Below are 21,522 nucleotides of genomic sequence, written 5' to 3'. Positions count from 1 at the left end.
CTCACCTATGTCTGGCTCTCTTTTCGGAGCCTATTCCGCCGCAATCGGATTGCGCAACAGGCCAATATTCTCGATCTCAACCTCGACCACGTCGCCATCCTTCATGAATACCGGTGGCTTGCGGGCAAGCCCGATGCCCGAAGGCGTACCCATCACCAGAACATCGCCCGGTTCCAGTGTGAGAAAGGAGGATAGCAGACTCACCGTCTGCTCGACGTTGAAGATCATCTGGTCGGTGCTGGCCGATTGCATGACATTGCCATTGAGCCGGGTTTCGATTTTCAACCCTTCGCCACCCGCAGGAAGTTCGTCTGCGGTCACCAGCCAGGGTCCAAACGAACCCGTATCGTCGAAATTTTTGCCGGCCGTCCATTGCGGTGTTTTCAGCTGATAGTCCCGAACCGATCCGTCATTGAAGACCGAGTAGCCCATGACATGCGACAGGGCTTCGGAAGCCGGAACATTTTTGGCCCGTTTGCCGATAACGGCCACCATCTCGCCCTCATAATCCAGTTGACCGGAGGTTTTCGGCTTCAGGATTGGCGCGCCATGGCCGATCAAGTTGGACGAAAAACGGGCGAAAATAGTTGGAAATTCGGGAACTTCCATGTCCGCTTCGGCGGCGTGATCGGCATAGTTCAATCCCAGGCAGATGACCTTTCCCGCCCGTGCCAGTGGCGGCAGAAAGGTCAGGGCGGCTTCATCGACCGCTTCGCCCGCCGCCGCTCTGGTGCCAGCAGCATCAAGTGTTCCGGCGGCGATATGAGAATCCAGATCGGCAATATCCGCGCCATAGGCCACGGTGACCTTGTCTCCCGTTTTGGCCGCTAGGCCGATTTTTCCATCTTTTGTTACTCGTGCGAGGCGCATTTCATTCTCCGTTTGCTTTGTTATTTGCTGGCTTTTTGACCGGTTCCGCCGCCAGTCGCGGGCATCAGATTGTTGCTCATGCCACCATCAACCAGCACGTCTATACCGGTCACATGGCTGGCGAGGGGGCTCATCAGAAACAGGATGGCATTGGCAACATCTTCTGCCATGCCCAGCTTTCCGAGCGGAATCATCGACTCACGCTGTGCGCGGCGTTCTTCGTCGTCATAGCCGGCCTGGGTCATTGGTGTATATGTTGGGCCGGGGGAAACACTATTGCATCTTATGCCATCGCCGCCCCATTCCAGCGCCAGTTGGCGGATCAGCATCAGCAATGCCGCTTTGCTAGAAGAGTAAAAACCGAGCCCCGGTGTCGCCTGCGTTGCCGACATGGAGGCCGTGGCAACAAAAGCGCCCTTGCTCGCGGCGAGATGCGGATGGGCGGCTTTTGCCAGCGCCCAGGTCGCGCGCGTGTTGATCGAATAAATCCGGTCAAAATCATCTGCTGTCATGTCCACCAGAGCGCCGGCGGCAATGATGCCGGCGTTGCTCACCACCGCATCGACACCTTCCATATGGGCAATGGCCGCAGCAACAATTTTATCTCCGCAATCGGGGGCGGAAAGATCCGCGACGCAGGTTGCGGCCGTCGGACCAATGCCATTGGCTACCAGGTTCAAACCCTCCGCGTCGCGATCCGTGAGCAGCAACTGGTGCGGCCCCGGAATAACGGTGCCAGCCGCGAGCTGTTCGGCGACGGCCCGTCCAATTCCGCTCGCGGCTCCTGTGATGATGACGCGCATGGGCAGCTCCTCAATCGGCAAGACCAAGTTCATTCATCAGCTGCTGCCGAAGCTTGAACTTCTGGATTTTTGATGCGGACATCGGCCATTCGTCGATGAAGCGGATGTGGCGTGGCACCTTGAAAGAAGCGATCCGTTCCTTGACGAAACCAAGCAATTCTTCTTCGCTCACTTCAATCTCGCCGCTACGCTCTACAAAAGCAGCGGGTATTTCAGCCAGCCGGGCATCGGGAAGCCCGACAACCTGTGCAAGCTGAACGCCTTCATGCGCAGCCAGCACGGCTTCCACTTCGGCAGCAGCGACATTTTCACCGCCGACCTTCAGCATATCCTTGAAACGGCCATGGAACAGCAGATGTCCGTTCTGATCGATTGAACCGATGTCGCCGCTGCGATACCAGCCGTCTTCATTCAGCGCTTCGGCGGTTTTTTCAGGATCGCGGTAATAGCGGTCCAGCAAGCTGTAGCCCTTGATCCATATTTCGCCGCGCTGCCCAGCGGGCAAAATCTGACCGTTTTCGAGATCGACAATATTCACGCTGACACCGGCCATTGGATAGCCAAGCGCCTGAAAACCCATTTCCGGATCCATATCATAGCCGCCCGTGGTCACAATCCCGCTTGCCTCCGTCATACCGTATGTGCCCACTTGTAGGGCATCGGGCATCTTGGCGCGATAGGCATCACCGACCGCCTTGGGCATCTGGCTAAAACAGCTGTTCATGAGCCGAACCGAACTCATGTCGGTCTTGTCCCAATCCGGATGAGCGATCATCGCTTGGTGAAATGTGACAAAGGGAAGAAATAGCATACTGGCCTTTTCCACCTCTATCTGACGAAGGCTCTCGCCAGCATCAAAATGCGGCTGGCCGATAAAGGTACCGCCAACCTCAATCGCGCCAATCATGCTCAGCATGGCAGCGATATGGAAGAGAGGCATAGGGGACCAAACCCGCTCGTCAGGCGAGAAGGCCCAGCGATTGCGCGCAAGATTACTCGCTTCCCGGCAGATGGCTTCATGGCTGAGGAGGCAGCCTTTGGGATTGGCCGAGGTACCGGATGTGTAAAGAATCATGCAGGTGTCGCGGACGCGGACACCCAGCCGTGTCGCATGAACGGCATCTTCGCCGATCAACTGCGCAGCATTTTCAAACCCGTCCTGATCAACAAAACCGGGAGCCTGCTTGCCTCCATGCAAAATCAGTCGGCGGAGCTTCGGTACGGCTGGCAGCGACAAATCCATTGGATTCTCCACCTCCCTCAGTTCAGGGAAAGCCTCGTTCAATCGTGCGACGAAATCAACGAATTCATCTGCTTCGCTGTTTGTGACGATGGCTACCAAATCCGCATTTTCAGCGACATAGGCAACTTCGGGCGCACGATAGCGGGCGTTCATCAACACTGAAACGCCACCGACCATCGCGACCGCAAACAGGGTTTCGACAAACTCAATACCCGACGGCAACAGGATGCCAACATGATCGCCGGGTTTTATGCCAAGGCCGATAAGTCCACGTGCGCGACGGACAACCGATTGTACCACTTCATCATAGCTTTTGCGTGCGTCCGGAAAGACAATCGCTTCCTGTTCCGGAGATTGATCCCACGCCTTTAACAGCAAATCGCTAAGCGGGCTGACGCTAATTCGCATAAGGGCGGGGTTTTCGCTCTTCTCAGACACCTGTGTATTCTCCGCAAAGGACTTATAAACAGTCATAAATACTCAACTAAAATCCAATGCAGTCCATTACCGATAGATATCCTTTCGGAGGATAGGTGGTTCTTGCATTCCCGGATTTACCCACAACCGACAATCCCGCCATCCATCGGTATTGCGGTCCCGGTAATATAGGCACTGGGCTTGGACGACAGAAAAACCGCCAGAGCAGCAATTTCGTCGGGCTTTCCCATCCGCTTCATCGGAATTTTTGCAAGTAATTTGGGATTTACCTCTTCCTGGGCATCGCGCAAATGCGCGGTCATGCCGGTCGGGAAAAATCCAGGCAAAATCGCATTGGCAGTAATATTCCGTTTCACCAGATCACCAGCCAGATCACGGGTGAGTTGGTGGATGGCTGCCTTGCTGCTGGAATAGCTGTAAGCTCTCAATCGCAATGCCGTTGCTCCCGCAATCGAGCCGATGTTCAATATCCGAGCCGGGTCATCGACGTGGCCCGCTTTCTCCAGTTCAGGAAGAAATTCGCGGACCAGTGTGAAGGGCATCTGGAGGTTGACGGCCAGAACATTGCCCCAGGCTTCATCAGGAAAATCATCAACATTGGCACCCCAGGACTGGCCGGCATTATTAACCAGAACATGTAGCTCGTCGCCAACGACTGCACGGAACTCCTGCGCCAGATCGACCGCCGCCTGAGGTGTAGACAGATCGGCACCAAGACCAATGCACATTCCCGTCGCGGAGATTTCCTTCGCCGCTTCGACCGCTTTTTCAGCAGAACGAGAGGTGATCACGACACGCGCACCCGCGCCAATCAATCCCTCGGCAATCATCCGGCCCAATCCCTGCGCACCACCGGTAACCAGTGCCGTTTTGCCGGATAGATCAAACGGATTGCTCATACCGTCACCACGACCTTGCCAAAGCTGTGTTGCTTTTCAAGATAGAGCAGGGCCTCTTTCGCTTCAGCGAGGGGAAAGCTTTTTTCGATGACCGGCTTGATCTGATGCTTGTTCACAAAATCCAGCATGTCACGAAAATCCTGGGGGTCGCCGACCTGGCTGCCAACAATGCTGGCGCTTTTCAGGAAGATACCTGTCGCCGTAACTTCAAATTTGTCGCCGGCGGTTGAGCCATAGATGACAATCCGGGCTCCGGGGTTGATCGCACGGACATAGTTCGCGTAGCTCGGCGCGGGCGCACCATCGAGAACAACATCGATACCGCCGGTCAGCTTGCCAACCTGCTTGCGCCATTCGGGATCGGTATAGAGCAGGCCGCCCAGTGCACCCATTTCCTTGGCCCGGGCGAGAACCTCTTCGCTTTCGCCGGTTACATAGACTTTGGCTCCGAGCGCCACGGCAAAGGCAAGCCCGAAGGTGGCGACGCCGCCGCCAACGCCGCTGATCAGCAAAGTATCGGTCGGCTGAAGCTGCCCCTTGAACATCAGCGCGCGCCATGCCGTGAGACCGGTCAGGACGGTCGCGGCGGCTTCTTCCCAGCTCATGAATGCCGGCTTGAGAGCCAGGTTTTCCGCGGGCACACAAATAAATTCGGCGATCGTGCCATCATGCGGCATGCCCAGCAGTCCAAATTCGGGAGTTGGTGCATGGCGATTTGAACCCCAGTCCAGACCCGGATAGATAACGACTTCATCGCCGACAGATACGCCTGACACGCCTTCGCCCAGCATATCAACCACGCCGGCTCCATCGCAGCCCATCGTCGTGGGCAGTGTCATGCCCGGATAAAGGCCGCGGGATATCCACATTTCCCGGTGATTGACCGACGCGGCCTTGATCGCGACTCGCACTTCGCCTGCCTTGGGCGTCGGTGTTTCAACTTCCGTGACGCGGACGGCCTCAGGCCCTTCCGAAGTTTCCTGCAATAATGCTTTCATGTTTCTGACTTTCCTGAATTTTAGAAGGAGCGGGGCAGGCCGAGGGATTCGGCAATACCGTTTTTGACCATTTCATTGGTGACCGGACCGATCCGCCACAGGCGGCTGTCACGCCAGTAGCGCTGCATATCAGTCTCTGCCGAATAGCCCATGCCGCCCAGTATCTGGATACCCATGTCGGCGGCTTTGTTGGCATTTTCTGACGCAAAGAGTTTGAGCATATTGGCCTGGGTGCCGACATTTTCTCCGCGCGACTGTTTGTCAGCACAGAAATGGAGAAGCAATTCGGTGGTTTCCTGCATCGTCGCAATCTCGGCGATATAATGCTGCAAGGCCTGGAACTGTCCGATATATTTGCCAAAGGCCTTGCGCTGCATGACATAGGCGAGGGCGTCTTCCAGCACGCCGTCAATCACGCCAAGGCAGAATGCGCCGACCATGATGCGTTCGTTGTTGAGCGTTGGCAACAAAGTGTACCAAGCCTGATTTGGTTCGGCGAGCACGTTATCATCGGCAACGAACACGTTGTCATATACCACGGTGCAGCTACCCATGGAGCGCATGCCCAGCTTGGGGAGTGAAGTGATTTTCACCCCGTCTGCTCCGGCGGGCACCCAGAACAGGGTCAATCCCTGATGCTTCTTCTCCACATTTTTATCGGTACGGGCGATGCACAGCAAATAATCCGCAACATGGGCGGACGAACTCCAGATTTTTTCGCCGTTGATGACCCATCCGCCATCGACTTTTTCCGCCGTTGTTGCAAGGCTGCCAAGCAGATCGGTGCCACCTCCGGGCTCGGTAAAGGAGATCGCCGCCTTCAGGCGCCCTGCTGCTATTTCCGGCAGATATTTGGCTTGCTGCTCAGGCGTACCATAAAGCCCGATCGACTTCGATCCGGCGAAAGACGTAATGCCCCATATCCATGCAAGGCCGCCGAGCGAACGGGCCAGTTCGCGCGCGAGCAACATTTGCATTAAAACATCGCCACCTTGCCCTCCCATATCCTCGGGAATACCAATGCCGTGGAACCCCGCTTCGGTGAACTTGGTCCAAAGCTCGTACGGATAATTATGCTCATCCATTTCCAGCTTGCGTGCCCAATCCTTGGGACATTCCGCGTCGACCCAACGTCGAACCATGTCACGAAAGGCGCGATGCTCTTCGGGAAGTTCAAAATCCATTTATCTGACCAGCTTTCTTTTGCGATTTTCAGTATTCGAAGACGATTTGGTGGTTGCTTGGTCGAGCGATAGGGCTTGGCCACCTATCTGCCGATAGGAATTGAGGCTTGTGCTTCGTTTGTTTCTGGCAGATAAAGGTGCCTCGAATAATAATGCGGACGGCAAATCGTCCGCCCAAAAAAGAGGATGTTTGATATGGGTGTGGTGCCGACAACCATTGTTCCACCGCGTGCAGCGCATCGCTATGTAAAGCGTGCCATCATCGAGGAACTGGCAGAAACAGTGGGCGCAGCGCGTATCGCAACTGTGAACAGCCCTGCCGGCTTTGGCAAGACAACAGCCATGTTGCGCTGGGCGGAAATCCTCGGTGCAACTGGTCGCCCGATAATCTGGATTGCTGCGCGCGCCGGAATAGATTCGCTCGAAACATTTCTTGACGCGCTGAAATCGGCAAGCGTTTCAGCCGGCCTGATGCCCGATCAAGGACTCGGCGATGGCAGTCCCCGTAGCTGGCTTGCCAATATGTCCGCCCATTCCGGCCCGCGGCCTGTTCTGTGCATCGACGACGCACAGTTACTATCGCCAGAAATACATGAATTTATCGAACAGATGATCGCGAGCGCGCGCGATGGATTGACGACAATTGTTGCTTCGCGGGGCGAAAGCGGGATCAACCTAGCGCGTATGCGGGCTCTGGGATATCTGGTGGAGATCCGCGTACGCCATTTGTGTTTCGACAATGATGAAGCGACACGCCTCATTACGCAAGAGAGCGTAGGGCAAATCCCGGTTGATGAAATCCAGAAAATGGTAGCGGACACCCAAGGCTGGGCGACCGGGCTGGTGCTTGCCGTCGGGGCCTGGCAGCTAGATCATGCCGAGGGCCATCCGCCGGAAGGGGGAACAACGGGACTTCGCAACGAATTTGCCAGCTATTTCCATGAAGAAGTGCTAGATGGTTTGCCGCAAAATATTCGCGATTTCATTGTTAACACATCCATTCTCGATGAGCTCACACCCTCTGGTTGCGCTGCGGTGGTACAGTCGGAAAACGCGCGTATCATTCTCGAAGACGTGTTCCATCGCGGACTGTTTCTGACCGAAATCGATCGCGAGCGCAGTCGCTATCGTTATTATACTCTGTTCAGGGAAATGGTTTACGGTCGCCTGATGATGCGCGCGCCTGAACGGGCGGCAGAGCTGCATCGCAGGGCTAGCCGCTTTTTCGGAGAATCCGGCGACTTTCAGAATGCGCTATATCATGCCGAAAAGAGTGGCGATCAGACGTTTCTCGCCCAGCAACTGGATCTCCTCGCCGAACAGATGACCTACAGCGGCCTGCTTTACCGTGTGGATGAAATGGCAAGTGAATTGCCCTGGGATTTGTTGCAAGACTGTCCATCCCTGTTGCTTGCCATGTCCTGGCGGCGAAGTCGCAGGCTGGCGTTCAAGTCGGCAGAACATCTGATCGTTGCGGCAGAAGCGGCTATCGAATCTGCGACGCAATGCGCTTCTCTGGACGATTATGAAGCCCGACAAATGGAGTTCCGGGTCCGTCACCGAAAAATCATGCTGGAAGCAGCACGCGACAATATGCCGTTCGTCGAGCGCGAATCGGAATTGTTGCTTGAAGACCTGGGGGATGACCATCCGTATCTGAGCTGTACGCTCATCGCACAACTGCTCTCGGCTCGGCGCGAGCTTTATCATTTTCATGACATGTTGAAATTGGAAGCGGAACTGCGAAAAGCTCTTGGTCGTCCGGGTTCCGATTTTGCATCTATCGCCCTAAAATCTTCCGTCGCACCGACACTGGTCGCGCAGGGAAAAACCCAGATGGCGCGGCAATATCTTACAGAAGCCCATAATTTGGCGATAGAGATAGAAGGAGAAAACTCGGGGATAGCGGCGCTCCCCGGCCTTCCGCTTGCCGAACTGCACTATGAATGCGGTGAATTAACAGAAGCCGCTCGGCTGGTTGAGGACTATTTGCCTTCAATCCGCCAATGGGGTTTTGTCGACCAACTCGCATCCGGTTATTTGGTTCGTTCACGTCTGGCAGCCGCCGAAGGGGATATGGCGAGTGCCTTGTCAGGCTTGGAAGAAGCGCAAATCGTCGCAATAGAATGCGGGCTTGACCGGTTGCGCGCTCTTATACTTTCCGAACAGGTACGGATGTTGGTAAAATCCGGCAAACTGGACCAGGCGGAACAGCTCTTTCATTCCAGTGATCTGACGGTAGAGGGAGAGCCCGTGCCGACACTCAACCCGACACGTCTCAACGAGTGGATGGCGATTGCCTGGCTACGACTGGAAATGCAGCGTTTTCGCCTGGTTCGTTCACGCAAGATCGCAAAACGCTGGCTGGAGTTCGTCCGCCGGCGCGGCGCCATACGCTCGGCTGTCAGTTTCGAATTGTTGCTGGCCGAGATCGCCGTGTTGGCGGGAAATCGTTCGGAAGCGCGGCGATCTGTCCGCGCGGCTGTCGAGCTGGCGGAACCAGGGGGCTGGATACGGCCCTTTATCGACGAGGGCGAAGCAATTTCGTCCTTATTGGTGGAGTCCTATGCGGACGGCCCATCGCTGGATACACCCGTGGACCGGTTCGCCGCCGAGCTGGTATCCGTCCTGAGGGGTACACCGAAGATGAGCGGGGATGACGAGGAAGAATTCGGGTTGGGAAGTAGTCTTTCTGTGCGCGAGGTCGAAATTCTGACCATGGTCAGCGGCGGCCTGCGCAACCGCGAGATTGGCGATCGCCTTGGGCTCACCGAAGGCACGGTGAAGTGGTATATGCAGCAAATATACGACAAACTCGGTGTCCGCCGCAGACCCCAGGCCGTCATAAGAGCGCGACAGATGGGGATATTGCCCTGATATCCGAAATCGCAACCTATCGAAGGAAAGATAGCGAAGCGGCAAGTTCCTCCTAGCATGTTCACAGACACAGGAAATTGCAGGAGTAGTTCATGGCAAAGGGCAAGGTCATCATAAGTTGTGCGGTAACCGGGGCGATCCACACGCCTTCGATGTCGCCGCATCTGCCGATCACGGCGGAAGAAATCGGGGAAGCGGCAATCGGCGCCGCCGAAGCGGGGGCGGCGATCATCCACCTTCATGCTCGCAATCCGGCGGACGGGCGCCCGGATCAGAACCCCGATCTGTTCGAACCGTTTCTGAAGGTGATCAAGCAACGGTGCGATGCCGTGATCAATCTGACAACTGGTGGTCATCCCTCGATGGCTTTGGAGGAGCGTCTACGTCCGGCCACGACCTTTCAACCGGAAGTGGCATCGCTTAATATGGGGACGATGGGCTTTGGCCTGTTCCCCATGCTTGATCGCTACAAGGACTGGAAGTATGAATGGGAGCCAGCGACACTCGAAGCTTCACGCGATCTGGTGTTCAAAAATACCTACAAGGACATTGAAGATTTGCTGGCGCTGCTAACCCCACTCGGTACGCGGTTCGAATTTGAATGCTATGATACCAGCCATCTGTACAATCTGGCGCATTTTCTGGACCGCGGCCTGGTCAAGGCACCGCTATTCATCCAGACCTGCTTTGGAATTCTGGGCGGGATTGGCAGTCACCCGGATGATGTGATGCATATGAAGCGGACCGCTGACCGGTTGTTTGGCGAGCAATATGAATGGTCGGTGCTGGGCGCGGGGGCAAGGCAGATGGGCGTGATCGCCATGGCGGCTTCGATGGGCGGAAATGTCCGTGTCGGGCTTGAGGATTCTCTTTGGGCAGGGCGGGGAAGACTGGCGGAAACCAATGCCCAGCAGGTGAAAATGGCACGTGAGATAATAGAGAATATGGGCCTGTCTGTCGCAACACCAGAGGAAGCGCGTGAGATTTTGCATCTCAAGGGTGGTGACCGGACCAATATCTGATAACCGTTGATAGCCATAATAAATTCGGCAATTTTGCCAGCATGCGCGAGGCAAAGCCATGAAGTATCCGGTATGCAGCCAGGAATCTGCCGATCATCTGGATTCCTATCTTTTGGCCGGTAGCGTTGGTCCAAGGATACGATAGGGAAGCGGAATGAAAATTGGCATTTGTAGCATGTGGGGCAATCGGCTCGATGATTTTCGGGCCGAGATTCGAACCGCTTCCGATCTCGGCTTTGAACTTGTCACGGTGGGAGATTCCCCGGCAGGCTGGCACGAGATGGTGGTCTCCCTCACCATTGCAGCGCAGGATGCCCCCAATTCACAGATCGCTCCGCTCGTCACTTCTCCCTTCATGCGGCATCCTCTGGTTTCTGCAAACGCCCTGTGCACACTCGATGAAATGAGCGATGGCCGGGTGTCGCTCGGGTTGGCGACTGGGGGGAGTACGGTTCTCGCCGTTGGCCGCATGCCCGCTACACAAAAGGAAATCCGCGCGGAAATCGCGGCTTACAAGGCATTATTTGCGGGCGAAGAAATTGTCTGGGAGGGGCGGCCGGTCAAATCACTCAGATTCGCTCGTCCGATTCCGATCTATTATTCCGCCTTTGGTCCCAAGGCGCTGGCGTTGGCGGGCGAGCAGGCCGATGGAGTCATCCTTTTCGCCGGTGATCAGCATCTGGAAATCCTGGAAGGCAAAATCGCCGCTGTTCGCGATGCTGCAACCCGGGCGGGGCGGGATGCCGACACTATTGATATCTGGGTAACCAGCTTTCTCTCCGTTCGTCCGGATCGCGCGCAAGCGATCGATGATCTGAAAGCATTTATAGCGGTCAATGCGATGGCGCTGCGTACGCCCGAAGCCCTGGCCATGTTGCCTGCCAATGTTCGACCACTGATCGAAGCTTTCCAGACCCGCTATGATCCGACCGAGCATGTCGTGGTGGGCGGCAAGAATGTGCAGTTGATGGACGAGATGGGCCTTACCGAGTTTCTTCAGGATTTTGACACAATTGCTGGATCAGAGGCACATATAACCGAGGTCATGCGCAAAATTGAAGCAATGGGTGTTTCGACCTTGATCGCCGCCTTGCCCGGCCACGCCGATCCGCTGGTCACGATCCGCGGCCTCGCGGCGGCGAGGGAGGCAATATAGGCTGAAATGACAATGACCGGAAACACTGACAACGCCCGCGACTGGCTTGACCATCTGGATGCGGTTTCGATGACCGAACTTCTATCCCGCGCCGAAACGATGACGATTTCGGGTCATGGAACGGTGGTAACTTATTCCCGCAAGGTCTTCATTCCGCTGACCAAATTGTGCCGGGATGTTTGCCATTATTGCACCTTTGCGCATCGCCCCTCGGAATTGTCCGCACCTTTTCTTGAGCCAGAGGAAGTTCTGGAAATTGCCCGCGCCGGGGAAATGCAAGGGTGCCGGGAAGCACTGTTTACGCTGGGTGACCGGCCGGAGGATCGCTATTCTGCTGCGCGCAACTGGCTTGCGGATCGCGGCTTTGCCAGCACGCTGGACTATCTGGCGCATGTGGCCGGGCTGGTGCTGAAAGAAACCGGTCTTTTGCCGCATCTTAATCCCGGCATAATGAACGCCCGTGACTATTCTGTTCTGCGTCCGCTATCGGCTTCGATGGGATTGATGCTCGAAAGCAGTTCCAGCCGTCTTTGCGAAAAGGGCATGCCGCATTATGGATCGCCGGACAAACTTCCTTCTGTCCGGCTGGAATCGATCCGGCATGCCGGAGAAGCAGAAGTTCCGTTCACCACCGGACTTCTCATCGGGATTGGCGAAACGCGGCTGGAAAGGATCGAGGCGTTGCTGGCCATCCGGGATCTGGCGGATCAATACGGCCATATCCAGGAAGTGATCATCCAGAATTTCCGGTCAAAGGCCGATACGCTGATGCGGAACGCGCCCGATCTGCCGCTGGACGAGCATTTATGGACCATCGCCGCCGCGCGCCTGATCCTCGGGCCGGATATGACGATACAGGCCCCGCCCAATTTGCGGGATGGTTCGCTGTCCCAACTCGTCCGCGCCGGCGTAAATGACTGGGGTGGGGTTTCGCCCGTAACGCCGGATCATGTCAATCCGGAAGCGCCGTGGCCGCATCTGGAGAAACTGGAAACAGAAACCGAAGCGGCGGGACGCCACTTGCGTCAACGCCTCGCCATCGGCCCCGCTTTTGCCCGCGACGTGACACGCTGGGCCGACCCTGCGTTGCAAATCGCGATCCGTCGATCAGTTGATGCGCGCGGGTTGGTACGTGAGAATAGCTGGCATCCGGGCGCGGGTGATGAAGCGCCGGAATTGATGACGTCGATCGTCACCGGGCGGGACCCCCAGATTGCGATCTCTTTAGGATTGGTCGGGCAGGGTGAAGAGCTGAACAAGGCCCAGATTGCACGGTTGTTTACCGCAGAAGGTCGTGATTTTGATCATATCCGAGCCTTTGCCGATGAATTGCGCGAGGACCGCGCGGGCGACGCAATTACCTATGTCGTCAACCGCAACATAAATTATACCAATATATGTCTCTATCGCTGCGGTTTTTGTGCTTTTTCCAAGGGCAGTACCCGCAGTGAACGGGGTCCTGCCTATAATATCGACCATGAAGAAATCGCCCGCCGTACCGTGGAGGCTTGGGAGCGCGGCGCCAGCGAGGTCTGTCTGCAGGGTGGCATCCATCCAAGCTATGACGGGCACACCTATCGCGGCATAGTGGAGGCGGTGAAGGCAGCCGTACCGCAAATGCATGTCCATGCGTTTTCGCCTTTGGAAGTGCATCATGGCGCAACCACTTTGGGCCTGTCTTACGAAGGCTATCTGGCGGATTTGAAAAAGGCCGGGCTCGCGACATTGCCGGGAACCGCTGCCGAAATCCTGTCTGACGATATCCGCTCCATCATCTGTGCGGACAAGGTAGATACGCAGCAGTGGTTGTCGGTCATGCGCGCGGCGCATAAGGTCAGCCTTCGGTCGACCGCAACGATCATGTTCGGCCATGTCGAATCCTATGATCATTGGGCCGAGCATCTGTTGCAGTTGCGGATGCTTCAACAGGAAACTGGCGGTTTTACGGAATTTGTGCCTTTGCCATTCGTCCATATGGAAGCGCCCAATTGGCGCAGGGGGGAAACCCGTTCCGGTCCGACCTGGCGCGAAACCGTATTGATGCATGCCGTGGCCCGGATTGCGCTTGACGGTGCGATATCCAATATACAGACAAGCTGGGTAAAGCTGGGGCCGGACGGCGCGGCAGCCATGCTGCAATCCGGCGCGAACGATCTGGGCGGTACACTCATGGACGAATCGATTACCCGCGCGGCCGGTGGCGTGAATGGACAGATTTTTGATGTGCCGCAAATGCAGTTGCTCGCGGACGGACTAGGCCGCCCTTTACGTGAACGCAGCACCGTCTATGGCCAGCGCTCAGGTCAATTGACCCTCGCAGGGGAAAATTAGGAAATAAATATGAGCAAAAAAATTGCCGTCATTGGCGGAACCGGAAAGCTTGGAAGCGCTTTGGCATGGCGGCTTGCGCGGGCGGGACGTGATGTAATAATCGGGTCGCGCACCGCTGACAGCGCGGCGGACAAAGCCGCAGAGCTTGGCCATGGCCTGATCGGCATGGCCAATGCAGATGCAGCTGCGGCGGCTGATCTGGTGATTGTAACCGTGCCCTTTGGGGCGCAAGCAACAACGCTCCAAGATATCAAGCCGCATGTTGCTGGCAAGATCGTTGTCGATACGAGCGTTCCACTGGTTCCACCCAAAGTGATGCGGGTGCAATTGCCGCCGGAAGGATCGGCGGCCGTCAAGGCAGCCGCAATATTGGGCGAGGAGGTGCGACTGGTTTCCGGCTTCCACAATGTTGCCGCGCACAAACTTGCCCAGGATGTCGAGGTGGATTGTGACATATTGATATTCGGCGACGAGAAGGCGGCCCGTGCCGAAGTGGTGGCGCTGACCAATGCCATTGGCTTGCGCGGCGTACATGCGGGCGCGCTGGTCAATTCGGCAGCGGCGGAAGCGATGACCTCGCTGCTTATTTTCATCAACAAATTTTATCAGGTGGACGGTGCCGGGATAAGAATTACGGGCGAATTCGGGACTGCAGACTAAGCGCTTCATGATCCAGATTCTTCCCATCGCAGACCTGCCTGAAATTCAGCCGGGCGATCCGTTGCCGCAGATGCTGGCGTCGCGGTGCATGGAACAGGACGTCCGCCTGGTACCCGGTGATGTGTTGGTGGTAACGCAAAAAATCGTGTCCAAAGCGGAGAACCGCTTTGTCGATCCCACACAGATCGTCCCGTCCCCGGAAGCGATCGCCCTTGCCGGAGAAGTAGGCAAGGATGCAGCACTGGTCGAGATTGTGTTGCAGGAATCCAGCGCCGTTATACGCAAGGGGCCGGGTGTGCTCATCACCCGTCACCGCCTCGGCCATGTGATGGCCAATGCCGGCATTGACGCATCCAATATTGGCAAGGGAAATGCCAACAGGTTGCTGCTATTGCCTGTTGATCCGGATGCCAGTGCGCAGCGGATTGCAGACGCCTGCGAAACGATATTGGGTTTTTCCCCGGCAGTGGTGATTTCGGACAGTTTCGGTCGTCCGTGGCGTATGGGCACGGTCAATGTTGCAATCGGTGTCGCCGGTATGCCCGCAATGCTGGACCAGCGCGGCCAGGTGGATCGGGACGGAAGGATCATGCAAGTGACCAATGTCGCAGTTGCCGATGCGGTGGCCGGCGCCGCCGGACTGGCAATGGGCGAAGGTGCGGAGGGCATAGCGGCCTGCATCGTGCGCGGACTGGTCTTGCCGGGCGAAGCACAGACAAGTCACGCCATCGTTCGGCCCGCAGCCGAGGATCTTTTTCGATGAATGCGCGCTTCACCGTGCTGACCGGGGGCGTTGGCGGCGCAAAGCTGGTCGACGGACTTTACCGCATTTTGCCGCACAATAGCCTGACCGCAATCGTCAATACCGGCGATGATTTCCGGCACTTCGGTCTGCCAATTTCGCCAGATATCGATACTCTGCTCTACACGCTTGCGGGCAAATCCAACCAGGCGCTGGGCTGGGGACGCGAAGGTGAGACGTGGAATTTCATGGCCGCGCTGAAATCGCTGGGCGGGGAAGACTGGTTCAATCTCGGCGACGGCGATTTGGCTCTCCACGTGATGCGGGGGATGGCACTGACGGCGGGCGAGCCTTTGTCCGGCATCATTGCCCGCTTCGCAGAGGCATGGGATTTGCAACTTACCGTTCTGCCGATGACAGACGATGCTGTCGCCACATGGGTTGAAACGGATGAAGGGCTTTTGCCCTTCCAGCAATATTTTGTGAAACGACAATGCGCGCCCAAAGTGCAGGCCGTGCGTTTTGAAGGCGCGGAAGCAGCTGTTGCTGCGCCGGGCGTTATTGCGGCGATCATGGAAAGCGACGCGGTTTTTGTTGCCCCCTCCAATCCATGGCTGAGCGTTGACCCCTTGCTCGCCATCCCGTCCATCCGGGAAGCTTTGGAATCGACCAATGCACCGGTTATAGCTGTGTCTCCCTTGATCGAGGGCAAAGCCGTAAAAGGCCCAACCGCGAAACTTATGAACGAGCTGGGGCTCGAAGTGACAAATCACACTATTGCTGCCCATTACGGCGAACTGCTGGACGGGTTGGTCGTGCACAGCAAGGATGAAGCACCGCAATCGCTGGCCATTGCGCGCACCGATACGCTGATGAAATCAGCGGAAGACCGCGAGCGGGTGGCGCGTGCTGTTCTTGCACTCGCGAAGGAGTGCAGGAAGTGAAAGATTGGCAGGTGCTCGTGCCAATCAAGCAGGGGAGGGACGGAAAATCCCGACTGGGGCCAATGATGGGGGGCGAGGCCCGGTCCGACCTCGCCGAGCGCATGGCGGCGCATGTGCTGGGCGTTTTGCAGGAATGTTTTGACCTGTCGCAGATCACCATACTTGCACCCCGTCGTCCAGAGGGCTGGGAAGGCGGCTGGACACAGGATGAGGCGCGCGGCTTGAACGCGGAACTGACCGCTTGGCGCGGGAAACAGGAGAACCGAGCGATTTTGATCATTCACGCCGATCTGCCGTTGCTGTCGGCTGAAGATGTGCAGTCCATCATCGAGGCTGCCGAGGACGGAGCGGCAATGGCGACAGATCGCGCCGGGCAGGGCACGAATGCCCTGGCCATTGCCGATGGGCGGCCTTTCACTTTCTCCTTCGGCGCGGACAGTCGCGCTCTTCATTGCCAGCAATATCCGGAGATGCCCGTGGTTCGACGGGACGGCCTGATGGCTGATCTCGACACGCCGGATGATGCAGAATTTGTCAGCGCACGCGGATTTGTGGTTTGAACATCCCTGCCTTTGGGAAGGTTTGACAGAGATTGTTCCCTCGCATTGTCAGGGTTAAGGAAACAGACCGGGAGAGCAAGAAATGAAGCTCAATATTGGCGTGCCCAATAGCATGAAGGTGGCGGCCATGGTGCAGCCGTGGGAAGACAAGCTGAACGGTGCGGATGTAGGCCAGTTGATGGCGACTGCCGATGCGCTGGGTTTCAACAAATGCATGCTGGGGGAACATTTCATCATCCCCAAGGAACATGTTGATCTGTCGGGCGACTGGTATTTCCACACGGTTGTCGCACTGGGCTATATTGGCGGGCAGACCAAAAATTTGCGCCTGTCATCTTCCGTTTCCATTCTGCCCCTGCAAAACCCGATTGTTCAGGCCAAGGGCTGGTCCACGCTCGACTGGTTGACGGGGGGGCGTGCCGAGGCCCTGTTCGGCGTCGGTTGGCTGAAGGAAGAATTCGACATGTTAGGCGTGCCGTTCAACAAGCGCGGCCGCATGGCGGATGAATATGTGGCCGCGATAATCGAGTTGTGGACCAAGGACGATCCCGAATTTGAAGGCGAGTTCGTCAACTTCAAAAATTGCGGCTTTGCCCCGAAACCGATTCAGCAACCGCGCATTCCGATCTGGTTTGGCGGCGATGCCGAACCGGTGCTGAAGCGTGTAGCGAAATTCGGCGATGGCTGGTCGCCATTCCGGACACCGCCGGAAACATTCCCGGATTGCATTGATCTGATCAAGTCACAGCCCGAATATGACGGCCGTCCGCTGAACTTCTTCTTTGCGCTGGAAATGCTCAATGTGGGTGCCCACCATGAAATCCTGGATGATCCGCGCGCGCCCGGAACCGGCGACAAGCAAAAAATCCTCGATCAGATCGGCTGGCTGAAGCAACTGGGTATTACCGAAACAATCGTCCCGCTGCCACCCGGCCTGACGGACGCGCAGGCATGGATTGATCGCCAGCAATGGGTCGCGGAAGAGATTATGCCAGCAATTTGAGCGGGTTTATTGCCGGCTCAGACACGGGACATGCTGCTCAACCGGGAGCCGCCGCCATCATATCCATCATGTCGGCATAATGCGGTTGGTGGTGACAAATGCCGCCATCTGCGGAAATTATCTGTCCGGTGACAAAGCCCGAAAGATCCGATGCCAGCCACAGCACGGCTCCCGCGATATCGTCGGCTACGCTTTCACGCGGCAGCAAGACATGGCGCTGGATCATGTCGAGCTGTGCCTCGCTCATCTGCGCCCGCGCGACCGGGCTGAGCACCAGACCCGGCAATATTGCATTGCAGCGAATATTGGCGCGACCAAATTGCGCCGCGGTATTGCGGGTCAGTGCATTTACTGCCGCCTTGGATGCGCTATAGGCCGGGTTGAGAATATCGCCGAGCAGCGACACACCGGAACTTGTGTTGATGATCGATCCGCCGCCGCCGGCGATCATATGCGGTGCAACATGTTTGGTCATCAGCATCGTCCCGCGCGTATTTACGTCAAACGCGGCATCCCAAACTTCCGCTTCCATGTCGGTCAGGGCAGCATCGCGGGTCATCTGCGCTGCGCCGGTATTGGCAGCATTATTGTGGAGTATGTCAATCCGGCCAAATTTCTCCATCACCGCCGAGACAAGTGCAGCGATGCTGGTTTCGTCACCCAGGTCAACCGCATGGGCCAAGGCGGTTCCGCCGCTCCCGACAATTTCATTCGCAACCCTTTCGGCGCCATCGAGGTTAATATCCGCGACTATGGTCTTCGCGCCTTGCGCGGCTAGCATCTTGGCACATGCCTCGCCGATATTGGCACCCGCGCCGGTGACGATTGCAACTTTATTATCCACCAGACCCATTTTCATTCTCCCAAAAGTTTCCAGGTGCCATAATCCTCGGCAGCAGCGAAAAAGCGTTCGTTCATCGGGATGCCGTTCTGGCCCCATTCGTCGAGATTGGCGACCCAGGCCTGCAGCCCGTACATCACGAACAAGCGGGTTTGCTCCCATGCTTCTTCAAAGGTGGGAACGCCCTCAGCGCCCGTTGCGATCAGATATTCGCGATACTGCCGGACCATATCCTTGTGGTATTTGCGACGCTCCTCAATAGTGAGCGCACCAACAACGAAATAGGTGAGGTCACGCCAGGGCCGACCGCGGCGCACCAGTTGCCAGTCGAGCCAGAGCCGCTCGCCTTCCGGCAGAATATAGGTATTGCCCTGATGGCAGTCGCCCAGAACGATGCAATGGGGTGCATCACAGGCGCGCTCAATTTCGCCGAGCCGGTCAAACGCGCGTTCCACTTTGCGCGGATCATCGAGAAAATGCTGCGGCGCAACACTACAGAAACCGGGCTCTTTCAGATTGAGTTCGATCCACTGCCACATGATCCGGACCTGTTCACTGTCAACCGTCGTATCCATCTGGGTCTGCAGCCAGGGTGCGTTTTCCGGGCTGATCTTGTCGCTGTCCCAAAGACTGCCATGCAGCTTGGCGAGGCCGTTCAGATTTTCCATGATCATGTCTACACCGTTATCCTGGGTGCTGTGACCGAATTTTCCGCCCCGATCGTTCAGGTCTTCGAGCACGATGAAACCGTGCGCACTGCCGTCATCGTCCCAGTCCGCATAATAGCATTTGGCGGTCGGCACTTTCATTTCCTGCACCATGAAATGATAGAAGCGGGCCTCCAGCGCATGGATGTCGACATTGTCAAAGGCGCCGGACCAATTGGCCTTCATGCAAAGATTGGCGGGCAGACCGGCAGCGATTCCGGCCTCGTTCCAGTCTACCCGGATCCGCCATTTGGTCGTGTGGCTGTTGAGCAGCTCCACTGTGTCCATCGATTTCGCGACGACGCCAGGATATTTATAGCCCATCATACGGCTCAACCAGGCGGCATCAATGTCATCCATCGAAGTCGGGATATGATCGGTTCGCGCCGGGTAGGGGCGCGGCACGCAATTGGGGTCAATATTCAAATTCTTATATTGCGCTGGGGCTTGCGGGTCCATGTTCCACTCCTTGTTGATCTGAAATTCTTATCTGGCGGCTAGCCATCATGAGCAACAGGCCGCCGGCAATGCAGAACAGCATGGCGGCGCCAATGCCCCAGGCCACACCATCCTTGCCGCCCACGACATCGCTCACCTTGCCGATCAGCCAGGCACCGAGGCCAACTCCGATCAGGTTTGCGCTCATCTGCACAAAAGATACCGCCAGTCCGCGCAATTGCGGTCCGGCCACGGTGACGATGACGGCATAGACCGGCCCGTTATAGGATGCACTGAAAAGACCGGCGGCCATGACAAAGGCGACGGCCATGCTCGTGTTGTCAACACCGACTGCGAGCAATCCGCTGATTGCGGTCAGCAGCGGGATTACCGATCCCAGCAAGGCTGTATGCGCGGGGTCAAAACCGCCGCGCCGGGCGTTGATGCGGTCCGTTCCCCAGCCAGCGATCAATCCGCCAAGCGATCCCAATATACCGTAGGCAATGGCAACGATAAGCCCCGACCGGGAAATCGAGAATGCGTGGCTGTCGATGAGGAATGTGGCAAGCCAGATGCTCATGCCGTAAATACCGGTAGCGATGCAGGTAATCGCGGCGATGGCATAGGCAATGCCCGGACGGGCGAATAGCTGGCCGAGCCGTTCCCGCAGACCAGCTTCGCCCAGCGCCTGCGGCGCGTCCTGCTGACCGCGCACCGGTTCGCGTACCGTTGCAAACAGGATTGGCGCAAGTATCAGGCCGGGAATGCCAGCCGCTATAAAGGCCCAGCGCCATCCATATTCCTGCACGATCCAGCCGCCCACAAAAAAGGCTATGGCAAAGCCGATACCGCTGCTCAGATACCAGATACCGATGGCGGTCGATCGCTTGTCAGTGCCAAAATAGTCGGATAGCAGCGACATGCCGGTCGGTGACCCTCCGGCTTCTGCGATGCCGACACCCGCTCGCCCGGCCAGCAAGGACCAGAAACCGACTGCCATCCCGCACAGAGCCGTCGCCGCGCTCCAGGCTGTCAGGGCAAATGTCATCAAATTCTTGCGATTCACCCGGTCGACGGCATAGCCGAACGGGATCGCAGCGAGAGCAAAGGGAATGCCATATGCGACGCCCGCCAAGAGACCCAGCTGCTCGCCCGAGAGGCTGAATTCGGCGCCCAGCGGCTTGAGCACCAGACCGATGACGGCCCGGTCGATGCCGTGGCAGGTTTGCGCAACCGTCAGCACGGCCAGGACGTACCAGCGATAGGCGTTCGGCGATGCGCTGGTTGTCACTTGCTCCCTCTCTCTGTCATCTAATTTGTCGGCAGCATTACAGAGAAGTACAAATCTCAACCTGCCAAAGGAAAGGGGCCGCAGCAGTTGCGATACCGGACAGTCCGGCAGACGAGGAGGAATGCGGGATGAGTCAAGCAGAAGCCAACAAGACGACAGTGCGCCGGTTTCTCGGTGCGGTCGAATCCGGGGATTTGGACACGATAGAGGCATTGCAGGCACCGGACTGCAGCTGGTGGGTGATTGGCGGCGGCGATATAACGCGCGAAGCCTATACAGAAGCGGTGAAAACCATGCTGCTCAATGCTTCTCCCCGTAAGGTGGAAATCATCTCAATCATGGCCGAAGGCGATAAAGTAGCTGCGGAAGTGCGTTCAGAAATGCATTTCGGCGATCGCGTATATGCCAATGAATATCACGACCTGTTCGTTCTCCGCGATGGGCAGATCGTCCATGGTCGAGAATATTTTGACACCAGTAAAGTCGAGGCCTTTTTTGGCCCGCAGGAGGGTTGA

Annotated in this window: 19 protein-coding genes; 10 read left to right on the top strand and 9 right to left on the bottom strand. The window is 57.0% G+C overall.

The genetic code is table 11. The features are described from left to right. Nucleotides 1-30: 30 nt before the first annotated feature. The 6 genes from ACN0WX_RS11145 to ACN0WX_RS11120 form a co-directional block, all read right to left on the bottom strand. The gene (locus ACN0WX_RS11145) at nucleotides 31-870 is read right to left on the bottom strand and encodes a fumarylacetoacetate hydrolase family protein (protein WP_417622384.1); all 840 of its coding nucleotides are present in this window, start codon (nucleotides 868-870) and stop codon (nucleotides 31-33) included. Between the two features lie 20 nt (nucleotides 871-890). Next, nucleotides 891-1,673 (bottom strand): SDR family NAD(P)-dependent oxidoreductase, encoded by a 783-nt coding sequence (locus tag ACN0WX_RS11140; RefSeq protein ID WP_417622383.1) that lies wholly within the window; start codon nucleotides 1,671-1,673, stop codon nucleotides 891-893. 10 nt (nucleotides 1,674-1,683) lie between these two features. Further along, entirely contained in the window at nucleotides 1,684-3,354 is a 1,671-nt protein-coding gene (locus tag ACN0WX_RS11135) for a class I adenylate-forming enzyme family protein (protein WP_417622382.1), read from the bottom strand. Nucleotides 3,355-3,470: 116 nt separating this feature from the next. Next, nucleotides 3,471-4,253, bottom strand: a complete 783-nt coding sequence (locus ACN0WX_RS11130; protein WP_417622381.1) for an SDR family oxidoreductase — start codon at nucleotides 4,251-4,253, stop codon at nucleotides 3,471-3,473. Beyond that, a complete protein-coding gene (locus tag ACN0WX_RS11125; protein WP_417622380.1) occupies nucleotides 4,250-5,251 on the bottom strand; it encodes a quinone oxidoreductase family protein in 1,002 nt (333 codons plus the stop codon). The genes ACN0WX_RS11130 and ACN0WX_RS11125 overlap by 4 nt, the downstream gene beginning before the upstream one ends. Nucleotides 5,252-5,271: 20 nt before the next feature. Beyond that, nucleotides 5,272-6,435, bottom strand: coding sequence for an acyl-CoA dehydrogenase family protein (locus ACN0WX_RS11120; protein WP_417622379.1), 1,164 nt, complete (start codon nucleotides 6,433-6,435; stop codon nucleotides 5,272-5,274). Between the two features lie 186 nt (nucleotides 6,436-6,621). Between ACN0WX_RS11120 and ACN0WX_RS11115 the strand changes: the two genes are divergently transcribed. The 9 genes from ACN0WX_RS11115 (at nucleotide 6,622) to ACN0WX_RS11075 (ending at nucleotide 17,730) form a co-directional block, all read left to right on the top strand. Next, nucleotides 6,622-9,312, top strand: a complete 2,691-nt coding sequence (locus tag ACN0WX_RS11115; RefSeq protein ID WP_417622378.1) for a LuxR C-terminal-related transcriptional regulator — start codon at nucleotides 6,622-6,624, stop codon at nucleotides 9,310-9,312. Between the two features lie 92 nt (nucleotides 9,313-9,404). After that, nucleotides 9,405-10,334 (top strand): 3-keto-5-aminohexanoate cleavage protein, encoded by a 930-nt coding sequence (locus tag ACN0WX_RS11110; protein WP_417622377.1) that lies wholly within the window; start codon nucleotides 9,405-9,407, stop codon nucleotides 10,332-10,334. Nucleotides 10,335-10,488: 154 nt separating this feature from the next. Further along, on the top strand, nucleotides 10,489-11,490 hold the full coding sequence (locus ACN0WX_RS11105; RefSeq protein WP_417622376.1) for an LLM class flavin-dependent oxidoreductase: 1,002 nt from the start codon (nucleotides 10,489-10,491) through the stop codon (nucleotides 11,488-11,490). Between the two features lie 12 nt (nucleotides 11,491-11,502). Then, entirely contained in the window at nucleotides 11,503-13,821 is a 2,319-nt protein-coding gene (gene cofH, locus ACN0WX_RS11100) for a 5-amino-6-(D-ribitylamino)uracil--L-tyrosine 4-hydroxyphenyl transferase CofH (protein ID WP_417622375.1), read from the top strand. 9 nt (nucleotides 13,822-13,830) lie between these two features. Further along, the gene (gene npdG / locus ACN0WX_RS11095; RefSeq protein ID WP_417622374.1) at nucleotides 13,831-14,481 is read left to right on the top strand and encodes an NADPH-dependent F420 reductase; all 651 of its coding nucleotides are present in this window, start codon (nucleotides 13,831-13,833) and stop codon (nucleotides 14,479-14,481) included. A 7-nt stretch (nucleotides 14,482-14,488) separates the two neighbouring features. After that, nucleotides 14,489-15,244: a coenzyme F420-0:L-glutamate ligase gene (gene cofE / locus ACN0WX_RS11090; protein WP_417622373.1), complete on the top strand. Its 756-nt coding sequence runs from the start codon at nucleotides 14,489-14,491 to the stop codon at nucleotides 15,242-15,244. Beyond that, the gene (gene cofD / locus ACN0WX_RS11085) at nucleotides 15,241-16,167 is read left to right on the top strand and encodes a 2-phospho-L-lactate transferase (RefSeq protein ID WP_417622372.1); all 927 of its coding nucleotides are present in this window, start codon (nucleotides 15,241-15,243) and stop codon (nucleotides 16,165-16,167) included. The genes cofE and cofD overlap by 4 nt, the downstream gene beginning before the upstream one ends. Beyond that, nucleotides 16,164-16,727 carry a 2-phospho-L-lactate guanylyltransferase gene (gene cofC / locus ACN0WX_RS11080; RefSeq protein ID WP_417622371.1) on the top strand — a complete coding sequence of 188 codons (564 nt, stop codon included), beginning with the start codon at nucleotides 16,164-16,166 and terminating at the stop codon, nucleotides 16,725-16,727. The genes cofD and cofC overlap by 4 nt, the downstream gene beginning before the upstream one ends. 82 nt (nucleotides 16,728-16,809) lie before the next feature. Beyond that, complete coding sequence (locus ACN0WX_RS11075; RefSeq protein ID WP_417622370.1) at nucleotides 16,810-17,730, top strand: TIGR03619 family F420-dependent LLM class oxidoreductase; 921 nt, start codon at nucleotides 16,810-16,812, stop codon at nucleotides 17,728-17,730. Between the two features lie 37 nt (nucleotides 17,731-17,767). On the opposite strand, the gene ACN0WX_RS11070 is transcribed toward ACN0WX_RS11075, so the two are convergent. Genes ACN0WX_RS11070 through ACN0WX_RS11060 form a run of 3 tightly spaced genes read right to left on the bottom strand, consistent with a single transcriptional unit; the run spans nucleotide 17,768 to nucleotide 21,007 of the window. Then, complete coding sequence (locus ACN0WX_RS11070) at nucleotides 17,768-18,589, bottom strand: SDR family NAD(P)-dependent oxidoreductase (protein ID WP_417622369.1); 822 nt, start codon at nucleotides 18,587-18,589, stop codon at nucleotides 17,768-17,770. Then, nucleotides 18,586-19,737 (bottom strand): oxidoreductase family protein, encoded by a 1,152-nt coding sequence (locus tag ACN0WX_RS11065; protein WP_417622368.1) that lies wholly within the window; start codon nucleotides 19,735-19,737, stop codon nucleotides 18,586-18,588. The genes ACN0WX_RS11070 and ACN0WX_RS11065 overlap by 4 nt, the downstream gene beginning before the upstream one ends. Continuing rightward, nucleotides 19,709-21,007: a spinster family MFS transporter gene (locus ACN0WX_RS11060; RefSeq protein WP_417622367.1), complete on the bottom strand. Its 1,299-nt coding sequence runs from the start codon at nucleotides 21,005-21,007 to the stop codon at nucleotides 19,709-19,711. Before ACN0WX_RS11060 ends, ACN0WX_RS11065 begins: the two co-directional genes overlap by 29 nt. A gap of 128 nt (nucleotides 21,008-21,135) precedes the next feature. Here ACN0WX_RS11060 and ACN0WX_RS11055 point away from each other — a divergent pair, with 128 nt between their 5' ends. Then, the gene (locus ACN0WX_RS11055; protein ID WP_417622366.1) at nucleotides 21,136-21,522 is read left to right on the top strand and encodes a nuclear transport factor 2 family protein; all 387 of its coding nucleotides are present in this window, start codon (nucleotides 21,136-21,138) and stop codon (nucleotides 21,520-21,522) included.

The sequence above is a fragment of the Parasphingorhabdus sp. genome, from assembly GCF_048269915.1.
Lineage (GTDB): Bacteria > Pseudomonadota > Alphaproteobacteria > Sphingomonadales > Sphingomonadaceae > Parasphingorhabdus.
Note: the sequence above shows the minus strand (reverse complement) of the source record. Positions and strands in the feature narration are given on the sequence as shown.

Excerpts from the sequence above, each read along its gene's own strand:
- ACN0WX_RS11125 (WP_417622380.1), bottom strand. The coding sequence starts at position 5,251 with ATGAAAGCATTATTGCAGGAAACTTCGGAAGGGCCTGAGGCCGTCCGC.
- ACN0WX_RS11110 (WP_417622377.1), top strand. The coding sequence starts at position 9,405 with ATGGCAAAGGGCAAGGTCATCATAAGTTGTGCGGTAACCGGGGCGATC.
- npdG (WP_417622374.1), top strand. The coding sequence starts at position 13,831 with ATGAGCAAAAAAATTGCCGTCATTGGCGGAACCGGAAAGCTTGGAAGC.
- ACN0WX_RS11145 (WP_417622384.1), bottom strand. The coding sequence starts at position 870 with ATGCGCCTCGCACGAGTAACAAAAGATGGAAAAATCGGCCTAGCGGCC.
- ACN0WX_RS11115 (WP_417622378.1), top strand. The coding sequence starts at position 6,622 with ATGTTTGATATGGGTGTGGTGCCGACAACCATTGTTCCACCGCGTGCA.
- ACN0WX_RS11140 (WP_417622383.1), bottom strand. The coding sequence starts at position 1,673 with ATGCGCGTCATCATCACAGGAGCCGCGAGCGGAATTGGACGGGCCGTC.
- ACN0WX_RS11105 (WP_417622376.1), top strand. The coding sequence starts at position 10,489 with ATGAAAATTGGCATTTGTAGCATGTGGGGCAATCGGCTCGATGATTTT.
- ACN0WX_RS11130 (WP_417622381.1), bottom strand. The coding sequence starts at position 4,253 with ATGAGCAATCCGTTTGATCTATCCGGCAAAACGGCACTGGTTACCGGT.
- cofD (WP_417622372.1), top strand. The coding sequence starts at position 15,241 with ATGAATGCGCGCTTCACCGTGCTGACCGGGGGCGTTGGCGGCGCAAAG.
- ACN0WX_RS11065 (WP_417622368.1), bottom strand. The coding sequence starts at position 19,737 with ATGGACCCGCAAGCCCCAGCGCAATATAAGAATTTGAATATTGACCCC.
- ACN0WX_RS11075 (WP_417622370.1), top strand. The coding sequence starts at position 16,810 with ATGAAGCTCAATATTGGCGTGCCCAATAGCATGAAGGTGGCGGCCATG.
- cofE (WP_417622373.1), top strand. The coding sequence starts at position 14,489 with ATGATCCAGATTCTTCCCATCGCAGACCTGCCTGAAATTCAGCCGGGC.
- ACN0WX_RS11120 (WP_417622379.1), bottom strand. The coding sequence starts at position 6,435 with ATGGATTTTGAACTTCCCGAAGAGCATCGCGCCTTTCGTGACATGGTT.
- cofH (WP_417622375.1), top strand. The coding sequence starts at position 11,503 with ATGACCGGAAACACTGACAACGCCCGCGACTGGCTTGACCATCTGGAT.
- ACN0WX_RS11070 (WP_417622369.1), bottom strand. The coding sequence starts at position 18,589 with ATGAAAATGGGTCTGGTGGATAATAAAGTTGCAATCGTCACCGGCGCG.
- ACN0WX_RS11055 (WP_417622366.1), top strand. The coding sequence starts at position 21,136 with ATGAGTCAAGCAGAAGCCAACAAGACGACAGTGCGCCGGTTTCTCGGT.